Annotated in this window: 15 protein-coding genes and 1 riboswitch; all 15 genes read right to left on the bottom strand. The window is 66.7% G+C overall.

All coding sequences use genetic code 11. The annotated features are described in order from the left end of the window. Positions 1-23: 23 nt before the first annotated feature. The gene (gene gap, locus H290_RS0121490; RefSeq protein WP_020108901.1) at positions 24-1043 is read right to left on the bottom strand and encodes a type I glyceraldehyde-3-phosphate dehydrogenase; all 1020 of its coding nucleotides are present in this window, start codon (positions 1041-1043) and stop codon (positions 24-26) included. A 171-nt stretch (positions 1044-1214) separates the two neighbouring features. After that, positions 1215-2198, bottom strand: a complete 984-nt coding sequence (gene whiA / locus H290_RS0121485) for a DNA-binding protein WhiA (protein ID WP_020108900.1) — start codon at positions 2196-2198, stop codon at positions 1215-1217. After that, positions 2189-3229, bottom strand: a complete 1041-nt coding sequence (gene yvcK, locus H290_RS29435; RefSeq protein ID WP_020108899.1) for a uridine diphosphate-N-acetylglucosamine-binding protein YvcK — start codon at positions 3227-3229, stop codon at positions 2189-2191. The genes whiA and yvcK overlap by 10 nt, the downstream gene beginning before the upstream one ends. Continuing rightward, positions 3226-4140: an RNase adapter RapZ gene (gene rapZ, locus H290_RS0121475; RefSeq protein WP_020108898.1), complete on the bottom strand. Its 915-nt coding sequence runs from the start codon at positions 4138-4140 to the stop codon at positions 3226-3228. The genes yvcK and rapZ overlap by 4 nt, the downstream gene beginning before the upstream one ends. Next, on the bottom strand, positions 4137-6179 hold the full coding sequence (gene uvrC / locus H290_RS29430) for an excinuclease ABC subunit UvrC (protein WP_020108897.1): 2043 nt from the start codon (positions 6177-6179) through the stop codon (positions 4137-4139). The genes rapZ and uvrC overlap by 4 nt, the downstream gene beginning before the upstream one ends. A gap of 45 nt (positions 6180-6224) precedes the next feature. Next, a complete protein-coding gene (locus H290_RS0121465; RefSeq protein WP_020108896.1) occupies positions 6225-6716 on the bottom strand; it encodes a PH domain-containing protein in 492 nt (163 codons plus the stop codon). Then, positions 6716-7210, bottom strand: coding sequence for a 6,7-dimethyl-8-ribityllumazine synthase (ribH, locus tag H290_RS0121460; protein WP_020108895.1), 495 nt, complete (start codon positions 7208-7210; stop codon positions 6716-6718). The genes H290_RS0121465 and ribH overlap by 1 nt, the downstream gene beginning before the upstream one ends. Beyond that, positions 7207-8535 carry a bifunctional 3,4-dihydroxy-2-butanone-4-phosphate synthase/GTP cyclohydrolase II gene (locus H290_RS0121455; RefSeq protein ID WP_020108894.1) on the bottom strand — a complete coding sequence of 443 codons (1329 nt, stop codon included), beginning with the start codon at positions 8533-8535 and terminating at the stop codon, positions 7207-7209. The genes ribH and H290_RS0121455 overlap by 4 nt, the downstream gene beginning before the upstream one ends. Then, complete coding sequence (locus H290_RS0121450) at positions 8535-9134, bottom strand: riboflavin synthase (RefSeq protein WP_020108893.1); 600 nt, start codon at positions 9132-9134, stop codon at positions 8535-8537. The genes H290_RS0121455 and H290_RS0121450 overlap by 1 nt, the downstream gene beginning before the upstream one ends. A gap of 69 nt (positions 9135-9203) precedes the next feature. Further along, positions 9204-9364: riboswitch (FMN riboswitch) on the bottom strand. A gap of 62 nt (positions 9365-9426) precedes the next feature. Beyond that, complete coding sequence (ribD, locus tag H290_RS0121445; RefSeq protein ID WP_020108892.1) at positions 9427-10437, bottom strand: bifunctional diaminohydroxyphosphoribosylaminopyrimidine deaminase/5-amino-6-(5-phosphoribosylamino)uracil reductase RibD; 1011 nt, start codon at positions 10435-10437, stop codon at positions 9427-9429. Further along, a complete protein-coding gene (gene rpe, locus H290_RS0121440) occupies positions 10434-11093 on the bottom strand; it encodes a ribulose-phosphate 3-epimerase (RefSeq protein ID WP_028463502.1) in 660 nt (219 codons plus the stop codon). Before rpe ends, ribD begins: the two co-directional genes overlap by 4 nt. A gap of 123 nt (positions 11094-11216) precedes the next feature. Then, complete coding sequence (locus H290_RS0121435) at positions 11217-12596, bottom strand: RsmB/NOP family class I SAM-dependent RNA methyltransferase (RefSeq protein WP_020108890.1); 1380 nt, start codon at positions 12594-12596, stop codon at positions 11217-11219. Then, the gene (gene fmt / locus H290_RS0121430; RefSeq protein ID WP_020108889.1) at positions 12593-13525 is read right to left on the bottom strand and encodes a methionyl-tRNA formyltransferase; all 933 of its coding nucleotides are present in this window, start codon (positions 13523-13525) and stop codon (positions 12593-12595) included. The genes H290_RS0121435 and fmt overlap by 4 nt, the downstream gene beginning before the upstream one ends. 121 nt (positions 13526-13646) lie before the next feature. Next, positions 13647-15632: a primosomal protein N' gene (locus H290_RS0121425; RefSeq protein WP_196809608.1), complete on the bottom strand. Its 1986-nt coding sequence runs from the start codon at positions 15630-15632 to the stop codon at positions 13647-13649. A 66-nt stretch (positions 15633-15698) separates the two neighbouring features. Continuing rightward, entirely contained in the window at positions 15699-16907 is a 1209-nt protein-coding gene (gene metK / locus H290_RS0121420; protein WP_020108887.1) for a methionine adenosyltransferase, read from the bottom strand. Between the last annotated feature and the right edge of the window lie 48 nt (positions 16908-16955).

The following is a 16955-nucleotide window of genomic DNA, read 5'->3' as shown; positions in this document are numbered from 1 at the left end:
GAAATCCAAAGGGCGAAAACCCTTTAGAGGGACTTGGCAACCAGGCCGATGAGGTCGACCAGACGGTTCGAGTAGCCCCACTCGTTGTCGTACCAGGACACGATCTTGACCTGGTCGTCGATCACCTTGGTGAGTCCGGCGTCGAAGATCGACGAGTGCGGATCGGTGACGATGTCGGAGGACACGATCGGTGCCTCGGTGTACAGCAGGATGCCCTTGAGCGGTCCCTCGGCAGCGGCCTTCATCGCGGCGTTGATCTCTTCGACCGTCACCGACTTCTTCAGGTGTGCGGTGAGGTCGGTGACCGAGCCCGTCGGGATCGGTACGCGCAGTGCGTAGCCGTCCAGTTTGCCCAGCAGCTGCGGGAGAACCAGTCCGATCGCCTTGGCGGCGCCGGTGCCGGTCGGGACGACGTTGAGGGCGGCGGCGCGGGCGCGACGCAGGTCGCTGTGCGGGCCGTCCTGCAGGTTCTGATCCTGGGTGTACGCGTGGATCGTGGTCATCAGGCCCTTGACGATGCCGAACTCGTCATCGAGAACCTTGGCGATCGGTCCGAGGCAGTTGGTGGTGCACGAGGCGTTCGAGATGATGTTCTGGCTGCCGTCGTATTTGTCGTCGTTGACACCCATCACGATCGTGATGTCTTCGCCCTTGGCGGGTGCGGAGATGATGACCTTCTTGGCACCGGCCTCGAGGTGCCCCTTGGCCTTCGCGGCGTCGGTGAAGATACCGGTCGATTCAACGACCACGTCGACACCGAGGTCGCCCCACGGCAATTCGCCCAGCGGTCCGCGATGCGCGAGCGCCTTGATCTTCTTGTCACCGACCACGATGATGTCGTCGCCCTCGAGCGAGACATCCTGCGGCAGGCGACCGAGGATGGAGTCGTACTTGAGGAGGTGCGCCAGGCTCGCGTTGTCCGTGAGGTCGTTGACAGCAACGATCTCGACGTCGGTGGTGCCCAGCGCCTTCTGCGCCTCGATTGCGCGGAAGAAGTTACGGCCGATCCGGCCGAATCCGTTGACGCCTACCCGAACGGTCACTATGAGCTCCTTAGCTTTGCGTTGTGCTGGGCCATCGTGTGGCCCCGGCCTCTGCGGCAGTGCTCAGCCTAGTCGGCGACCGACCACCTGGCACGTCCGGTCCGGCCTGCGGCAAGGCACCCCAACGCTCGCAGGCCCGGCCAAACCCCCGATGGCCGGCGGTTCGGCGCGCTATTCGTCGTCCAGGAGGTCGGCGGTGACCGCCGACTCGGTGTCCGGAATGCCCTCGGCCCGCGCCTTCTTGTCCGCCATCGACAGCAGACGCCGAATACGTCCTGCCACAGCGTCTTTGGTCATCGGCGGATCGGCCAGCTGACCGAGCTCCTCGAGGGACGCCTGTCGGTGCGTGATGCGCAGCTGACCAGCCGAGATGAGGTGGTCGGGAACCTGGTCACCGAGGATCTCCAGGGCCCGCTCGACTCTGGCGGCCGCAGCCACCGCAGCGCGGGCGGACCGGCGCAGGTTCGCGTCGTCGAAGTTTGCCAAACGGTTGGCAGTCGCCCGGACCTCACGCCGCATCCGGCGCTCTTCCCAGGTGAGTCTGGTGTCCTGGGCACCCATCCGCGTCAGGAGCGCACCGATGGCCTCACCGTCGCGGATGACAACCCGGTCGGCGCCGCGGACCTCCCGGGCCTTTGCGGTCACTCCGAGGCGGCGGGCGGCACCTACCAGCGCCAACGCCGCTTCCGGACCGGGACAGCTGACCTCGAGGGCCGACGAGCGGCCGGGTTCGGTCAGTGAGCCGTGGGCCAGGAAAGCTCCCCGCCAGGCGGCCTCGGCGTCTCCGACACTGCCGCCGACGACCTGTGCGGGCAGACCACGCACCGGGCGACCGCGCATGTCGAGCAGACCGGTCTGACGGGCCAGGGCCTCGCCGTCCTTCGTGACACGGACGATGTAGCGGGCGCTCTTACGGATACCGCCGGCACTGAGGACGTGAACCTCGGAGTTGTATCCGTAGAGTTCGAAGATCTCGCGGCGCAGTCGGCGCGCAACGTTCCCCAGGTCGACCTCGGCCTCCACAACCACCCGGCCGGCCACTATGTGCAGCCCGCCCGCGAAACGCAACAGCGCCGAAACCTCTGCCTTTCGCGAACTCACCTGCGTCACCGCCAGCCGACTCAGTTCGTCTTTGACCGCGGATGTCATCGCCACCGGACGCGTTCTCCCTCTGTGGATGTCGTTTCGACTCTCGATCGGTAGCCTGTCGATTCACTATCGCACAGGCCACCTATGAGAGCCGCAACCCTGGCCGGGTCGTGGGTATGGGTGCCGGCAACTGCCAGTTCGCCATCGTGAAGCGTAGCCCCGAACTGCGCGGCCGCACGCTCAACGTGTTCGCGCTCCGATCCGACCGGCACGGAACCGGAATCGACGATCACGTGATCGACGCGGAAATCGTCGGCGTGAGCCAGCAGAACGTGCAGGTGCCGCTCCACCGAGAACCCGGTTGTCTCGCCCGGCTCCGGAGCCAGATTGACGATCAGCATCTTCTTCGCCGATGTCCGTTTGAGGGCCGCGAGCTGATCGGGCACGAGCACGTGCGGGATGACACTCGAAAACCAGGAGCCGGGCCCGAGCACCACCAGATCGGCACTCTCGATCGCCTCGAGCGCATCCGGACAGGCCGGCGGCGGGTTCGGCGACAGGCGCACCCGGCGCACTTTGCCCGGAGTGGTGGCAACCGCCACCTGACCACGGATCGGCCGGCTGATGCGTGGATCGTCCTCGAGTCCCGAGACGTCTGCCTCGATCTCGAGTGCGGTGGTCGACATCGGCAGGACCCGGCCGCGGACCCCGAACAAGGTGGTCATCATCTCGAGCGCGACGACCGCATCACCGGTCGCCTCGGTGAGCCCGGCCAGGAACAGATTGCCGACCGGATGTCCGGCCAGCGCGCCGCGTCCACCAAAACGGTGCTGTAGCAACGACGCCCATTCCTGGGGTCCGCGCACGCCCGGGCCGCTGTCGGTGGGCTCGCTCGGCGGTTCGGTGGCCGAGAGCAGAGCTGCGATCGCCATCCGGAGATCTCCGGGAGGCAGGATGCCCAGTTCGGATCGCAGCCGGCCCGATGAACCACCGTCGTCGGCGACCGTGACGACGGCGGTCACGTCGTCGCTCAGCAGACGCATCGCGGTCAGGGTCGCATACAGTCCGTGCCCTCCCCCGAGAGCAACGATCTTCATTCGCGTCCCAGATCGCGGTGGGCCACCCGGACCGAGAAGGAACCCTCGGCGTCGGTCGCCTTGGACAACGCCGCGGCGAGGGCTTCGGTCATCGCGACACTGCGATGTTTGCCACCGGTGCATCCGATGGCAACGGTCATGTAGCGCTTGCCCTCGCGCCGGTATCCGTCGCCGACAAGCCGCAGGATCTGTTCGTATTTCTCGAGGAACTCCGGTGCCCCGTCCTGGCCGAGGACGTAATCGCGGACCGGCTGTTCCAGGCCGTTGTGATCCTTGAGTTCGGGGACCCAGTACGGGTTGGGGAGAAAGCGAACGTCGGCGACCATGTCGGCGTCGATCGGCAGGCCGTATTTGAACCCGAACGATTCGACCACCACGCTCACGTCGGCGACAGAGGCCTCGGCGTATGCGCCCTCGATGATCACCCGGAGTCGCTGCACCGACAGGCCCGAGGTGTCGACCACGAGATCGGCCCGCTCCTTGACGCCGGCCAGCATCGCGCGTTCGGTCACGATCGCGGAGATGAGAGTGCCGTTGCCCTGCAAGGGATGCCGTCTGCGGACCTGCTCGAAGCGTTGGACCAGGACCTGGTCGGACGCCTCGATGAACACCACCCGCGGGTCGATTCCGACCCGGTCGAGGTCGGTGCGCAGGGTTTCCAGCGCCGACGCGTAGGAGTCGTCCTGGATCCGCATCACGATTGCCAGCCTGGAGATGGCCGAATCGGCGCCCCGGGCCAGTTCGACCATCGAACCGATCAACGTGTGCGGCACGTTGTCGGCGACGTACCAGCCGGCATCCTCGAGGACGTTGGCCACGGTGCTGCTCCCGGCACCGGACAGACCGGTGACCAGCAGCACGTCGGGCGTCTGTGCGGGCGGCGGCGTTGCCGCGCTCTCGACTTCACTCACGGTGTGGGTCCTGTCTGCTCACTGGTCTGATTATGTTCGACAAGCGCTGCCTGTACTGCCCGTGCGGTCATCTGGCCGATACCCGGCACCTCTGCGATCTGCTCGACGGTGGCCTTGCGCAGGTTGGCCACCGACCCGAAATGCGAGACGAGCGCCGCGCGGCGAGTACTACCCAACCCGGGGACGCCGTCGAGCGCCGACGCCGTCATCCGTTTGCTGCGCTTGCTGCGATGGAAGGTGATGGCAAAGCGGTGGGCCTCGTCCCGGACCCGCTGAAGCAGGAACAGGGCCTCGCTGGTGCGTGGGAAGATCACCGGATCATCATCGCCGGGCACCCACACCTCCTCGAGGCGTTTGGCCAGACCGACCACGGCCACATCGCTGATGTTGAGTTCGTCGAGCACGGCTGCGGCGGCGTGTACCTGTGGCGCACCGCCGTCGACCACGAACAGGTTGGGCGGGTACGCGAATCGCCGTGGCCGGCCGGTTTTCGGATCGATCGCCGCCTCGGGGGCGACGTCGCCCCCGTCGCCGCCTTCTGCCCCACCGACGACTTCTCCCCCGTCGTCTGGTTTCACCTGCCCGTCGGCAACATCGATCCGATGCCGCAGAAACCGGCGCCGGGTGACCTCGGCGATGGATGCCACGTCGTCGGAATGCCCTTCTCCGGCAGCCTCTTTGATCGAGTAATGGCGGTAGTCGGACTTGCGCGGCAGACCGTCCTCGAACACCACCAGTGAAGCCACCACATCGGTGCCCTGCACGTGCGAGATGTCGATGCATTCGATGCGCAGCGGTGCCGAGTCGAGGCCGAGTGTGTCCTGGATCTCCGTGAGCGCCGCAGAGCGTGTGGTCAGATCTCCGGCCCGCTTGAGTTTGTGCTGGGCCAGCGCGTCGGCGGCATTGCGGTGCACGGTTTCCATCAGTGCCTTCTTGTCGCCGCGCTGTGGGATCCGGAGGTCGACATTGCTGCCACGCAGCCCGGACAACCAGTCGCGGACCTCGTCCACATCGGGTGGAAGTGCCGGGACGAGAACTTCCCTGGGCACCGGATCGGCCTTGGCGTGACCGTCGTCGACCGACACCGACTCGGCCTGATCGACCTGCTCTCCGTAGAACTGGGTGAGGAATTGCCCGACCTGGTCGGCGAGGTCGTCGTCGCCGGCCTTCTCGACGATCCAGCCGCGCTGCCCGCGAACCCGCCCGCCACGGACGTGGAACACCTGGACGGAGACCTCGAGCTGATCACCTTCCATCGCAACAAGATCGGCGTCGGTGCCGTCTCCGAGGACCACCGACTGACGTTCGAGCGCGCGCCGCAGGGCGGCGACGTCGTCACGCAGACGCGCGGCCCGCTCGAAATCGAGATCCGCCGACGCCCGCTCCATCTGGGCGTGCAGGGTGCTGATCATCCGGTCGGTGCGACCAGCGAGGAAGTCGCAGAAGTCCTCCACGATGACGCGATGTTCGGCGGCGCTGACCCGATTGATACACGGCGCCGCGCATTTGTCGATGTAGCCGAGCAGGCAGGGCCGGTCGATCTGGCGGTGCCGTTTGAAGACACCCGACGAACAGGTACGCGCCGGAAAGACCCGGGTCAGCAGGTCGAGCGTTTCGCGGATCGCCCAGGCATGTGAGTACGGTCCGAAATAGCGAACGCCCTTGCGCCGCGGTCCGCGATAGACGAACAGCCTCGGATACTCCTCGGACAGCGTGACGGCCAGCATCGGATAGCTCTTGTCGTCGCGGTAGCGGACGTTGAACCGCGGATCGAACTCCTTGATCCAGTTGTATTCGAGCTGCAGCGCCTCGACCTCGGTGGCGACCACCGTCCATTCGACGGAGGCCGCGGTGGTCACCATCTGGCGGGTCCGCGGGTGGAGTGAGGTCAGGTCGGCGAAGTACGACGTCAAACGTGATCGCAGGCTCTTTGCCTTGCCCACGTAGATCACTCGCTGATGCGCGTCCCGGAACTTGTAGACGCCGGGGGCGGTGGGGATACTCCCCGGGGCCGGTCGGTACGTCGTCGGGTCAGCCACAAATCCAGGCTAGTACCCCACAGCGACACTCAGTGAATCAGAGCGTCAGCCGTGCGCGCCGAATCGGTCGTGCAGCGTCCGGACCTGCGCCATGGCAGCGACCGCACGTTCACCGTCGTTGGCCTGAATCGCCAGGATCGGCACGTGCTCGTCTTCGGGCAGTTCCAGACGGGCCCAGCTCCCGCTGCGCGGGTACCGGATGCCCATGATGATCGACCAGTCAAAAATCCGTTCGTTGAACAGATTTCGGACGGCGACACCTTCGGCTCCGATGCGGATCCGGGCTCGTGCGATCAGCATGAACGTACCGCCGATGATCACGCCGAGACCGACCATCGCGATCTGATCGGCGACCTGGAAATCCACACCGGTGTCGCCGACCTTGAGCAGCAGCGCGATGACAATGTGCACGAGGATCACCACCGCAGCGGCGATCATCGCGTAGCGCGGCGACTTACGCGGCCGATAGACCATCAGCCAGCGGGGTTCGTCGGTCACCGCATTTTTGCCGGTATTCGACTTCTCCTGCGGACTCATCAGACCCCGGCGTGGTACTCACCGCGCGACAGAGCGCGCAGTGTCAGGGCCGAGGCGATCGCCGCGTTGGTGGCCTGAGCACCCTTGTCTTCCTTCGAATCCGGCAGACCCGCGCGGTCCAGTGCCTGCTGCTCGTCGTTGGTGGTCAGGACGCCATTGCCGACCGGGGTCGACTCGTCGAGCGACACCCGCGTCAGACCGCTGGTGACCGCATCACAGACGTACTCGAAGTGCGGGGTGTCACCGCGAACGACCACACCGAGCGCGACCACGGCATCGTGATTGCGGGCCAATGCCTGCACGATCACCGGGAGCTCGATGGCACCGGCCACCCGCACGATTGTCGGGTCGGTGATCCCGACCTCGGCCGCCGCCTTGGTGGCACCGCTGAGCAACGATTCGCAGATCGTCGTATGCCATTGCGAGGCAACGATCGCCAGTTGCAGGCGACTGGCATCGCCGAGATTCAGAGTTGGTTCTCCGGCACCGCTCATGCTGGGTTGCCTCCGCTCAGTTCGGTGTCATGGTCCAATTCATTGCCGTGATGGTGATCGTCGAGCCCGACGAGGTCGTGTCCCATCCGGTCGCGCTTGGTGCGCAGGTACCGCAGATTCTCCGCATTGGGCCGGACCGGCATCGCCACCCGCTCGGTGATGTGCAGGCCATAGCCGTCCAGTCCAACCCGCTTGGCCGGATTGTTGGTCAGCAGCCGCATCGACGAGACACCGAGATCGACGAGGATCTGAGCACCCAGACCGTAGTCGCGGGAATCGGCGGGCAGACCCAGCTCCAGATTCGCGTCGACGGTGTCGGATCCGGCGTCCTGCAACTGGTACGCCTGCAACTTGTGCAGCAGTCCGATACCCCGGCCTTCGTGCCCGCGCATGTAGAGCACGATTCCGCGCCCTTCGGCCGCGACCATCTCCATCGCGGCATCGAGCTGCGGACCACAATCACACCGCAGCGAACCGAAGACGTCACCGGTCAGACATTCCGAGTGCACGCGCACCAGGACGTCGTGACCTTCACCGTCGGTTCCGGCCACGTCGCCCAGGACCAGGGCCACATGCTCGACCTCGTCGTAGATGCTGGTGTAGCCCACCGCCCGGAAAGCGCCGTGCCGCGTGGGAATCCGCGCGTCGGCAACCCGGACCACATGCTTTTCGTGGCGACGGCGCCAGGCGATCAGATCGGCGATCGAGATCAGTGCCAGGCCGTGTTCGTCGGCGAAGACCCGGAGTTCGGGGGTCTGCGCCATCGCGCCCTCGTCCTTCTGGCTGACGATCTCGCAGATCACGCCGGCCGGAGCCAGATCGGCCATCCGGGCCAGATCCACGGCGGCCTCGGTGTGGCCGGGACGGCGCAGAACGCCACCCTCTTTGGCGCGCAGCGGCACCACATGGCCGGGACGCGTGAAGTCGTTGGCCGTGGTGGTCCGATCGGCGAGCAACCGCATGGTCGCCGCCCGGTCCGAGGCACTGATACCGGTGCCGATCCCCTCCCGGGCATCAACGGTGACGGTGTACGCGGTGCCGTGCTTGTCCTGGTTCACCGAGTACATCGGCGGAAGTCCGAGCCGGTCGCAGTCGTCGCCGTCGAGCGGTACGCACAGGTAGCCTGAGGTGTACCGGACCATGAACGCCACCAGTTCCGGCGTGGCCTTCTCGGCGGCGAAGATCAGGTCGCCTTCGTTTTCACGATCCTCGTCATCGACAACAACAACAGCCTTACCCGCGGCGATATCGGCGATTGCACGTTCGATCGTGTCGAACTTCGTGCCCTGTTGCAGCCCTGAAGCGGTGCCCAGATGGTTGCTCATTACTCCACTCCGATCGCGGATAGCCGTTCGACGTATTTGGCTATCACGTCTACTTCCAGGTTAACGACCACGCCCGCGGCCGCCTCGCCCAAGGTCGTCAACGCGAGAGTGGTTGGGATGAGCGAAATCTCAAACCAGTCCGGACCGATGGACGAAACGGTCAGAGAAACACCGTCGACGGTGATGGATCCCTTTTCGACGATGTAACGCGCGATGGAACCGGTGGTCCCGATCCGCACGACGGTCCAGTTCTCCCCGGGTGTGACCGATTGCACGGTTCCGATGCCGTCGACATGCCCCTGGACGATGTGGCCGCCGAATCGGCCGCCCGCGAGCATCGCCCGCTCCAGGTTGACCGGGCTGCCCGGGCCGAGGTCGGCCAGTGAACTGCGACGCAAGGTCTCACCCATCACGTCCACAGTGAAGGCGCCATCGCCCGTGAGGTCGACCACTGTGAGACAGACGCCGTTGACCGCAATCGAGTCGCCGTGTCCGGCATCGCTGCTGACCAGCGGACCTCGGACGGTGAATCGTGCCGCATCGGTCAAGTCTTCACGCGCCACAATGCTGCCGCGTTCCTCGACGATTCCCGTGAACATCGCCTACTCCTTCAAATCGCGTGTGCGATCTCAGGGCGGCACATGGCGGGTCGCGAAAGACCTGCCAGGTCGAGTTCTCTCACTTCCGGACTGTGACCGTCGGCTCCGGGATCTCACCGGAATCTGCTGGACCCCTCACCAGGGTGAGGGCGCTCGCGGGCTCGGTGTCCGAACTATGTCCATTCACCATTACCGCCGGTGGGGAATTACACCCCGCCCCGAGAACTTCCAACATAGAAACTATCACACCCGGTATATGCCCTGATCAGGGCGGACAACGGGAAACCGCCGGTCAGGGGGTTGCGGTCAGCGTGAGCAGAACGTCGTCGCCGAGAGTTTCCACGCTGTCCGTGGTGAACCGCCGGGCCTGCGACAACGTCAGTACTGAACCGTCGACCACCGCCGAGGCTCCCCCACCGATCACCAGCGGCGCCAGATACGCCTGGACGCGATCGACGAGCCCGGCGGCGAAGAATGCCCCCAGCAGTTTCGCGCCGCCCTCGATCTGGACGTTCGTCAATCCGCCGAGTTCCTCGATCACCCGCTCCGGGTCGTGTTCGATGATCTGCAGCGTGCGCGCGCTCGAATCGAAGATCTTCGCGTCTGACGGGATCTCACGGCGTCCGACGATCACCCGCAACGGCTGATGCTCACGCAGCGAACCGTCGGGGTACCGGGCCGTCAGGGACGGATTGTCGGCCAGCACGGTTCCGGTACCGACCACGATGGCGTCGATCTGCGCCCGCTCGTCGTGTACCCGCTCGCGCGCCGCACTGCCCGTGATCCACTGACTGGTCCCATCGGGTGCGGCGATCCGGCCGTCGATCGACGCCGCGAACTTCGCGGTCACCAACGGTCGCCCGCGCTCCTGCCGGAACAGCCACTCCCGCAACGGTCCGTCACGCACCTCGTCGACGCCGACACCGGCCTGGACCGAGATACCGGCCTCCTCGAGCCGGGCATGACCCCCCATGGCCAACGGATTCGGGTCCGCCACCGCGTACACCACCGCACGCACACCCGCCGCGATCAATGCCTCGGTACACGGACCGGTGCGCCCGGTGTGGTTGCAGGGTTCGAGCGTGACCACCGCGGTTCCACCCGCAGCCCGCAGTCCGGCTTGTTCGAGCGCGACCACCTCGGCGTGCGCACCGCCCGGCGGCTGGGTATGTCCGACACCGGCAACGGCCCCGTAGGTGTCGAGGATCACCGCTCCGACCGGCGGATTGGGGGTGCTCGGGCCGCGGCCGCCGTACGACTCCGTGATCGCCCGGCCCATCGCCTCCGCGATCAGCCCGGTCATTGCAGCGCGCGCCCCGAAAGCGCTTGGGCGCGGAGTGATTTCACGGCCTCGGCGGGATCGGCGGCGCCGTAGACCGCAGAGCCGGCGACAAAGCAGTCCACGCCGGCCTCGGCCGCCTGTTCGATGGTGTCGGCGTTGATCCCGCCGTCGATCTCCACCAGGATGCGCAGTTCTCCGGAGTCGACCAGCGAACGCACGCGACGCACCTTGTCGAGCACCCCGGCGATGAACGACTGCCCGCCGAATCCCGGCTCGACACTCATCACCAGCAGCGTGTCGAAGCTCTTGAGGATTTCGAGATAGGGGTCGAGGTCGGTGCCGGGTTTGATGCTCAGGCCCGCCTTGGCGCCCGCCGCGTGAATGTCCTTGGCGACCGCGATCGGATCATCGGTGGCCTCGGCGTGGAAGGTGACATTGTGTGCACCGGCCTCGGCATATCCCGGAGCCCAGCGCGCCGGATCCTCGATCATGAGGTGACAGTCGATCGGGATGTCGGTGGCCTTCAGCAGGCTCTGCACCACCGGCAGTCCCAGGGTGAGGTTGGGGACGAAGTGTCCGTCCATTACATCGACATGCAGCCAGTCCGCACCCTTCACCGCATCGGCCTCGGAACCGAGCTTTGCGAAATCGGCGGACAAGATGGATGGCGCGATCATCGGTGGAGTCTGCATGAGCGTCAATCCTAGTGGGGCACCATATGACGCCCACCAAACGCTCCGGTTCTGCGACGACGCTCCTGTTGCAAGCGGAGCGCCTTCGCAGAACCGGAGCGTTTGGCGTCAGTCCTTACGGAGGGCGGCGAGGAACATCGCATCGGTGCCGTAGAGATGCGGCCACAGCTGGACGTATGGTCCCGGTCCCACACCGTCGATCGGCACCAGTTCCCTGGCGTCGATGGCGGTGACGGGCAGTTCGTCGACCGCCCGATCGACAACCTGCGACGTCTCGGCGGGATGCGGTGAACAGGTCGCGTAGACGACCACGCCGCCAGGCCGCAAAAGATTCACCGCAGATTCCAGCAATTGTTGTTGCAGCACAACGAGTTCGGTGACATCGCCGGGGCTGCGTCGCCAGCGGGCCTCGGGACGCCGGCGCAGCGCACCCAGACCGGAACAGGGTGCGTCGACCAGAATCCGGTCGTATCCGGGCTCCAGGCCCGGATCGCGGCCGTCGGCGACCTTCACGTCGACGGGCAGGTCGCGCGTTGCCTTGCGGATCAATTCCGCTCTGTGCGGCGCTTTTTCGATGGCGTCGACGCGGGTTCCGTCGATCTCGGCCAGCGCACCGAGCAATGCCGCCTTGCCTCCCGGTCCGGCGCAGAGGTCGAGCCAGCGGCCGTTGTCGTCGCCGACCAGCGGCGCCTGCGCCAACGCCCGGGCGACCAACTGGCTGCCTTCGTCCTGAACGCCCGCGATGCCCTCCCGGATCGGATCGAGGTCACCGGGATCACCACCGTCGAGGTAGACACAGTACGGCGAGTAGCGGCCGACTTCGCCGCCGGTGATCAGTGCGAGCTCTTCTGCGGTCAGCAGTCCGGGACGGGCCACCAGATGTGTCAGCGGCCGTTCGTCGTCCGCGGCCAGCGCCGCCTGCAACGCACCGGCCGAACCACCGAGGGCATCGTTGAAAACCTCGGCGATCCACTTCGGGTGGGCGTACTGGAAGGCCAGGTGCCCGATCAGGTCCTCGGTGATCGCCGGCGCCAGCTCCTGCACCCACAGTTCTTCGTCGCGCTGGGAGATCTTGCGCAGGATCGCGTTGACGAAGCCGACCGGACCGTGTCCGACGCGCGAGCGCACCAGGTCCACCGACGTCGACACTGCCGCGTGGGCTCCGATCCGGGTCCGCAGAAGTTGGTAGGCGCCGAGTCGGAGAACGTCGAGGACCGGACCGTCGATGTCGGCGACCGGACGTTTGGCGACGTTGGCGATGATCTGGTCCAGTGTGCCCGCAGCCCGGCTCGTGCCGTAGGTCAGCTCGGTGGCCAGCGCCGCATCACGGCCGGTGATCTTTCTGTCCCGCAACATCTTCGGCAAGATCAGGTTGGCGTAGGCGTCGCGTTCGCGGACGGCGGCCAGCACGTCGGCCGCGGCGATGCGCGCCGGGTCGATCGGTGTGGACTCGCGTGATCCAGATTCGTTCCCGGTGGGCTGGTTCATGACAGTGCCTGTCCGTTGGTCAACCTGGCGCCGCGTGCCCAATCAGCACCGGCCATGGCCTTTTTGCCCTGTGGTTGCACCACATCGAGGCGGATGGGATCGGTTTGGGTTCCGACCATGAGTGCTTTCTTGGTGACGAGGAGCTCGCCGGCCGCAGGTCGCTCCTCGGCTTCTTTCACAATCGATATCTGCGCCACCTTGACGCGCAGGTCGCCCAGGTTGGTCCAGGGACCCGGTGCCGGCGTCATCGCCCGGATGTGGCGGTCGACGAGGTGCGCCGGGAGGTCCCAGCGGATGCGGGCGTCGTCGATGGTGATCTTCGGCGCGGTGCTGATTCCGTCGGTCGGCTGCGGCACGGCGATCAAGGCACCGTCCTCGAGCCCGTCGATGGTCGACACCAGCAGACCGGCACCGGTTTCCGACAACCGGCCGAGCAGGTCGCCCGCGGTGTCGGTGGGCCGGATCCGTTCGGTGACGACACCGAAAATCGGGCCCGTGTCGAGACCGGCCTCGATCCGGAAGGTGCTGGCCCCGGTCACTTCGTCACCGGCGGCGATCGCGGCCTGGACCGGCGCGGCACCGCGCCAGGCCGGCAGGAGCGAGAAATGCAGGTTCACCCAGCCGTGGGTGGGCAGGTCGAGTAGCGATGCCGGAACCAGACCGCCGTACGCGACCACGGGAATGCACTCGGGCGCCCACACGCGGAGTTGATCGACCGCGTCGGGATCAGCGAGACGGCGGGGTGTGATGACCGGGATGTTGTTGTCGTCAGCTAGCTGCGCGACGGGTGAACGCGACACCTTGCGGCCACGGCCGGCCGCCGCATCGGGGCGACTGATGACACCGACAACCTCATGGCGGTCGGACTCGAGCAGTGCCTGCAGTGATCCGACGGCGGGCTCTGGTGTGCCCGCAAACACCACCCGCATGTACAACCTCCATGGTCGAGAAGACCGCTCGCAGTCCCGGACGAAGACCGCCCCAAGATCCCGGTCGGAGACCGCCCGCAACTCCGGGTCGGCCAGGAACAGCTTAGAGGGCCGGGTGTGATCAGCCGATCGTCGGTGGATCCATCTGCACGCGAATCGGCGACGTCTCGTGATGGGTGTTTCTGCCGATCTGGGCCACGCGCAACGCCGCGGCGAGAGCTCGTCCGTCCGAACGCTTGCAGCGCAACAGTATTCGTTGCGGATCGGGCACCTCGGCCCGATCCAGACCTGACGGCAGACGGACTCCGGCGGGCAGCTCGACGGGTCCGAGTACTTCCCCACCCTCGGGCAGCGTCACGGTTTCGGCGAAGGCGACCACCGCCGGACCGGCTCCGTCGATCGACGCCATCGTCACCGCCGGTGGAAAGGCGAGTTCGGTCCGTTCGTCGAGTTCGGTTTGTGCGTAGCCGACGGGATCCCAGCGGATCACCGCCTGCACCGGGGTCAGTCCGGCATCGGCGACAACCACCATCGTCCCGCCCTGACCGTGCGGGCGCACCAGCATCCCGGCCGAGAGCCACCGCCGGACGGCCTCTTCACCGGCCCGCAGTTCGGTGCGGTCGAGTTGTGCCCAGGTGTCGAGGAGGATGACCGCGCCGTAGCCCCCGGCCGCGACCGGCTCGGCGCCCGGCGTCGAGACGACCACGCGGGCCCCGGCGTCGACGCTTTCGACGAGTTTGTCCCCACCAGAGGTCATCACCGGGACACCGGGAAACGCTCGTCCCAGCTCTTCGGCCGTGCGACCGGCTCCGGTTGTCAGAGCCCGGACCTTGGTGAAACCACATTCGGCGCACCGGAAGTCGGCTTCGGGATGACCACACCAGCGACAACTCAGCATGCCGATTCCGGCGCCGCTCGCACCGCTGGGGCCGTCGGCCTGCATCGGTCCGTGACAGCGACGGCACCGGACGTGGGAACGACAACGTTCGCACGCCAGTGACGGTAGATAGCCGCGCCGGGGCACGCTGAACAGGACCGGGGTATCGGCCGCGAGCGCAGCCCGGGCGGCGTCGAAAGCAACCGCCGGGATGCGCGCTGACCGGGCCAGCGGGTCACGGGCGACCTGATTGTCTTCGTCGGAGAGCGCCTTGATCCGGGGAGTCCGCTCGCGCACCACGGCCCTGGGTGCGGTGAGGTCGTGCGCCCATCCGGCAGCCACCAGCGCCTGGGTTTCGGTCGTTCGGGCCGCGCCGGCCAGGATCAGCGCGCAGGTCTCGGCATGCGAACGCAGGACCGCGACCTCCCGGGTGTGCGGATAAGGCGAGCGCGGTTCACAGAGGCTGTCGTCGCCGTCGTCCCAGACGACGATCAACCCCAGGTTCGGGATCGGCGCGAAGGCCGCGCTGCGGGTACCGATGACCACCGACGCCTGGCCGCGTAGTGCCCGCAGCCAGCGGCGGTACCGGGCCGACGGACCCAGACCCGCCGACAGGGAGACCACCCGGTCACCGATCAGCTCGGTGCACGCGGCCTCGAGTCGGTTCAGGTCACGCTGATCGGGCACCACGATGATCGTGCTGCGTCCGCTGATCATCGCGTGGCAGGCGAGCTCGGCGAGCCGGGCCGGCCAGTCCTCGCCGGGCAGTGCCTGCCAGGCAGCCCGCGCGGCTTTGCCGTCGGCGAGCGCACCGAGGAACGAGTCCGCGTGCCGATAGGGCTCCCAGCCCGCCAGATCCACCGTCGGCGGCACCGGCGTGCCGGGTGGTGCCGGGATGGCCTGTTCGGTCCGCGCGTGGCGCGGCGGGATCGCCAGCCGCAGGACATCGGTCATCGTCCCCGCGTACCGATCGGCGACCGCGCGGGCCAATACCGCCAGTTCCGGTGTCAGGACCTGCTCCGGCGACACCACCCGTTCGAGCCATCCGAGCCGGCCCGGATGCTCGCTCGCCTCGATGCGTTCGAGCAGATAGCCGTCGACCAGGCGTCCGGAGAATCGCACCCGCACCCGAACGCCGGGCCTGGCTTCCTCATCCTGGGCAGCCGTCACCTGGTAGTCGAACGGCCGGTCCAGATGTGCCAGACCCAGCAACGGCAGAACACGCGCGATCGGGAGCCGCGGGGCTAACTCACGATCGTTCTTGGGGGCGATGGCCTGGCTCGGACGAGAAGTGCCTCAGATACCCGCCGCTGCCCGCAACTTGTCGGCGCGGTCGGTGTGCTCCCACGGCAGATCGATGTCGGTACGGCCGAAGTGACCGTAGGCGGCAGTCGGTGCGTAGATCGGACGCAGCAGGTCGAGATCACGGATGATCGCGCCCGGACGCAGGTCGAACACCTCACTGATGGCCGACTGGATCTTGGCCGGATCGACGTTCTCGGTACCGAAGGTCTCGACGAACAGTCCGACCGGAGCAGCCTTGCCGATGGCGTAGGCGACCTGCACCTCGATGCGTCCGGCCAGTCCGGCCGCGATCGCGTTCTTGGCGACCCAGCGCATCGCGTACGCGGCGCTGCGGTCGACCTTCGACGGATCCTTGCCCGAGAAGGCGCCGCCGCCGTGGCGGGCCATACCGCCGTAGGTGTCGACGATGATCTTGCGGCCGGTCAGGCCGGCGTCGCCCATCGGGCCGCCGAGGACGAACTTGCCGGTCGGGTTGACCAGCAGGCGCACGTCGCTGGTGTCGAGGAACGGGAGGTTCAGCTCTTCGAACACCGAACCGAGGACCTGGTTGCGGATGTCCGGGGTCAGCAGGTTCTCGAGGTCGATGTCCGCGGCGTGCTGGGTGGAGATCACCACGGTGTCGAGACGGACCGGCTTGTCGCCGTTGTATTCGATGGTGACCTGGGTTTTTCCGTCGGGACGCAGGTACGGCAGCACGCCGCTCTTGCGAACCTCGGTCAGCCGGCGCGCGAGGCGATGCGCCAGCGCGATCGGGACCGGCATGTACTCGGGGGTCTCGTTGGTGGCATACCCGAACATCAGGCCCTGGTCGCCGGCGCCCTGACGGGCGATCTCGTCTTCGGTGATGCCTTCGACGCGCGACTCGTAGGCGTTGTCGACACCCTGCGCGATCTCGGGTGACTGCGCGCCGATCGCGACGTTGACGCCACAGGAGTTGCCGTCGAAGCCCTTGGCCGAGGAGTCGTAGCCGATCTCCAGGACCTTCTCGCGGACGATTTTGGGGATATCTGCGTAGGCGGTGGTGTTGACCTCACCGGCGACGTGGACCTGCCCGGTGGTCACCAGCGTCTCCACCGCAACCCGGGCACGTGGATCCTCGGTGAGCAGGGCATCCAGGATCGAGTCGCTGATCGCGTCACAGATCTTGTCAGGATGACCTTCGGTGACGGACTCGCTTGTGAACAAACGGGAATCGGTCATGGATTTCCTCTCGGAACGGTAGTCCTCTTAGGACAGGGCGTGGGTGCG

The sequence above is a fragment of the Nocardia sp. 348MFTsu5.1 genome (genome assembly GCF_000383535.1).
GTDB classification, from domain to species: domain Bacteria; phylum Actinomycetota; class Actinomycetes; order Mycobacteriales; family Mycobacteriaceae; genus Williamsia; species Williamsia faeni.
Note: the sequence above shows the minus strand (reverse complement) of the source record. Positions and strands in the feature narration are given on the sequence as shown.

Excerpts from the sequence above, each read along its gene's own strand:
- rpe (WP_028463502.1), bottom strand. The coding sequence starts at position 11,093 with ATGATCGCGCCATCCATCTTGTCCGCCGATTTCGCAAAGCTCGGTTCC.
- H290_RS0121435 (WP_020108890.1), bottom strand. The coding sequence starts at position 12,596 with ATGAACCAGCCCACCGGGAACGAATCTGGATCACGCGAGTCCACACCG.
- yvcK (WP_020108899.1), bottom strand. The coding sequence starts at position 3,229 with ATGAAGATCGTTGCTCTCGGGGGAGGGCACGGACTGTATGCGACCCTG.
- ribD (WP_020108892.1), bottom strand. The coding sequence starts at position 10,437 with ATGACCGGGCTGATCGCGGAGGCGATGGGCCGGGCGATCACGGAGTCG.
- H290_RS0121450 (WP_020108893.1), bottom strand. The coding sequence starts at position 9,134 with ATGTTCACGGGAATCGTCGAGGAACGCGGCAGCATTGTGGCGCGTGAA.
- H290_RS0121455 (WP_020108894.1), bottom strand. The coding sequence starts at position 8,535 with ATGAGCAACCATCTGGGCACCGCTTCAGGGCTGCAACAGGGCACGAAG.
- metK (WP_020108887.1), bottom strand. The coding sequence starts at position 16,907 with ATGACCGATTCCCGTTTGTTCACAAGCGAGTCCGTCACCGAAGGTCAT.
- fmt (WP_020108889.1), bottom strand. The coding sequence starts at position 13,525 with ATGCGGGTGGTGTTTGCGGGCACACCAGAGCCCGCCGTCGGATCACTG.
- H290_RS0121465 (WP_020108896.1), bottom strand. The coding sequence starts at position 6,716 with ATGAGTCCGCAGGAGAAGTCGAATACCGGCAAAAATGCGGTGACCGAC.
- ribH (WP_020108895.1), bottom strand. The coding sequence starts at position 7,210 with ATGAGCGGTGCCGGAGAACCAACTCTGAATCTCGGCGATGCCAGTCGC.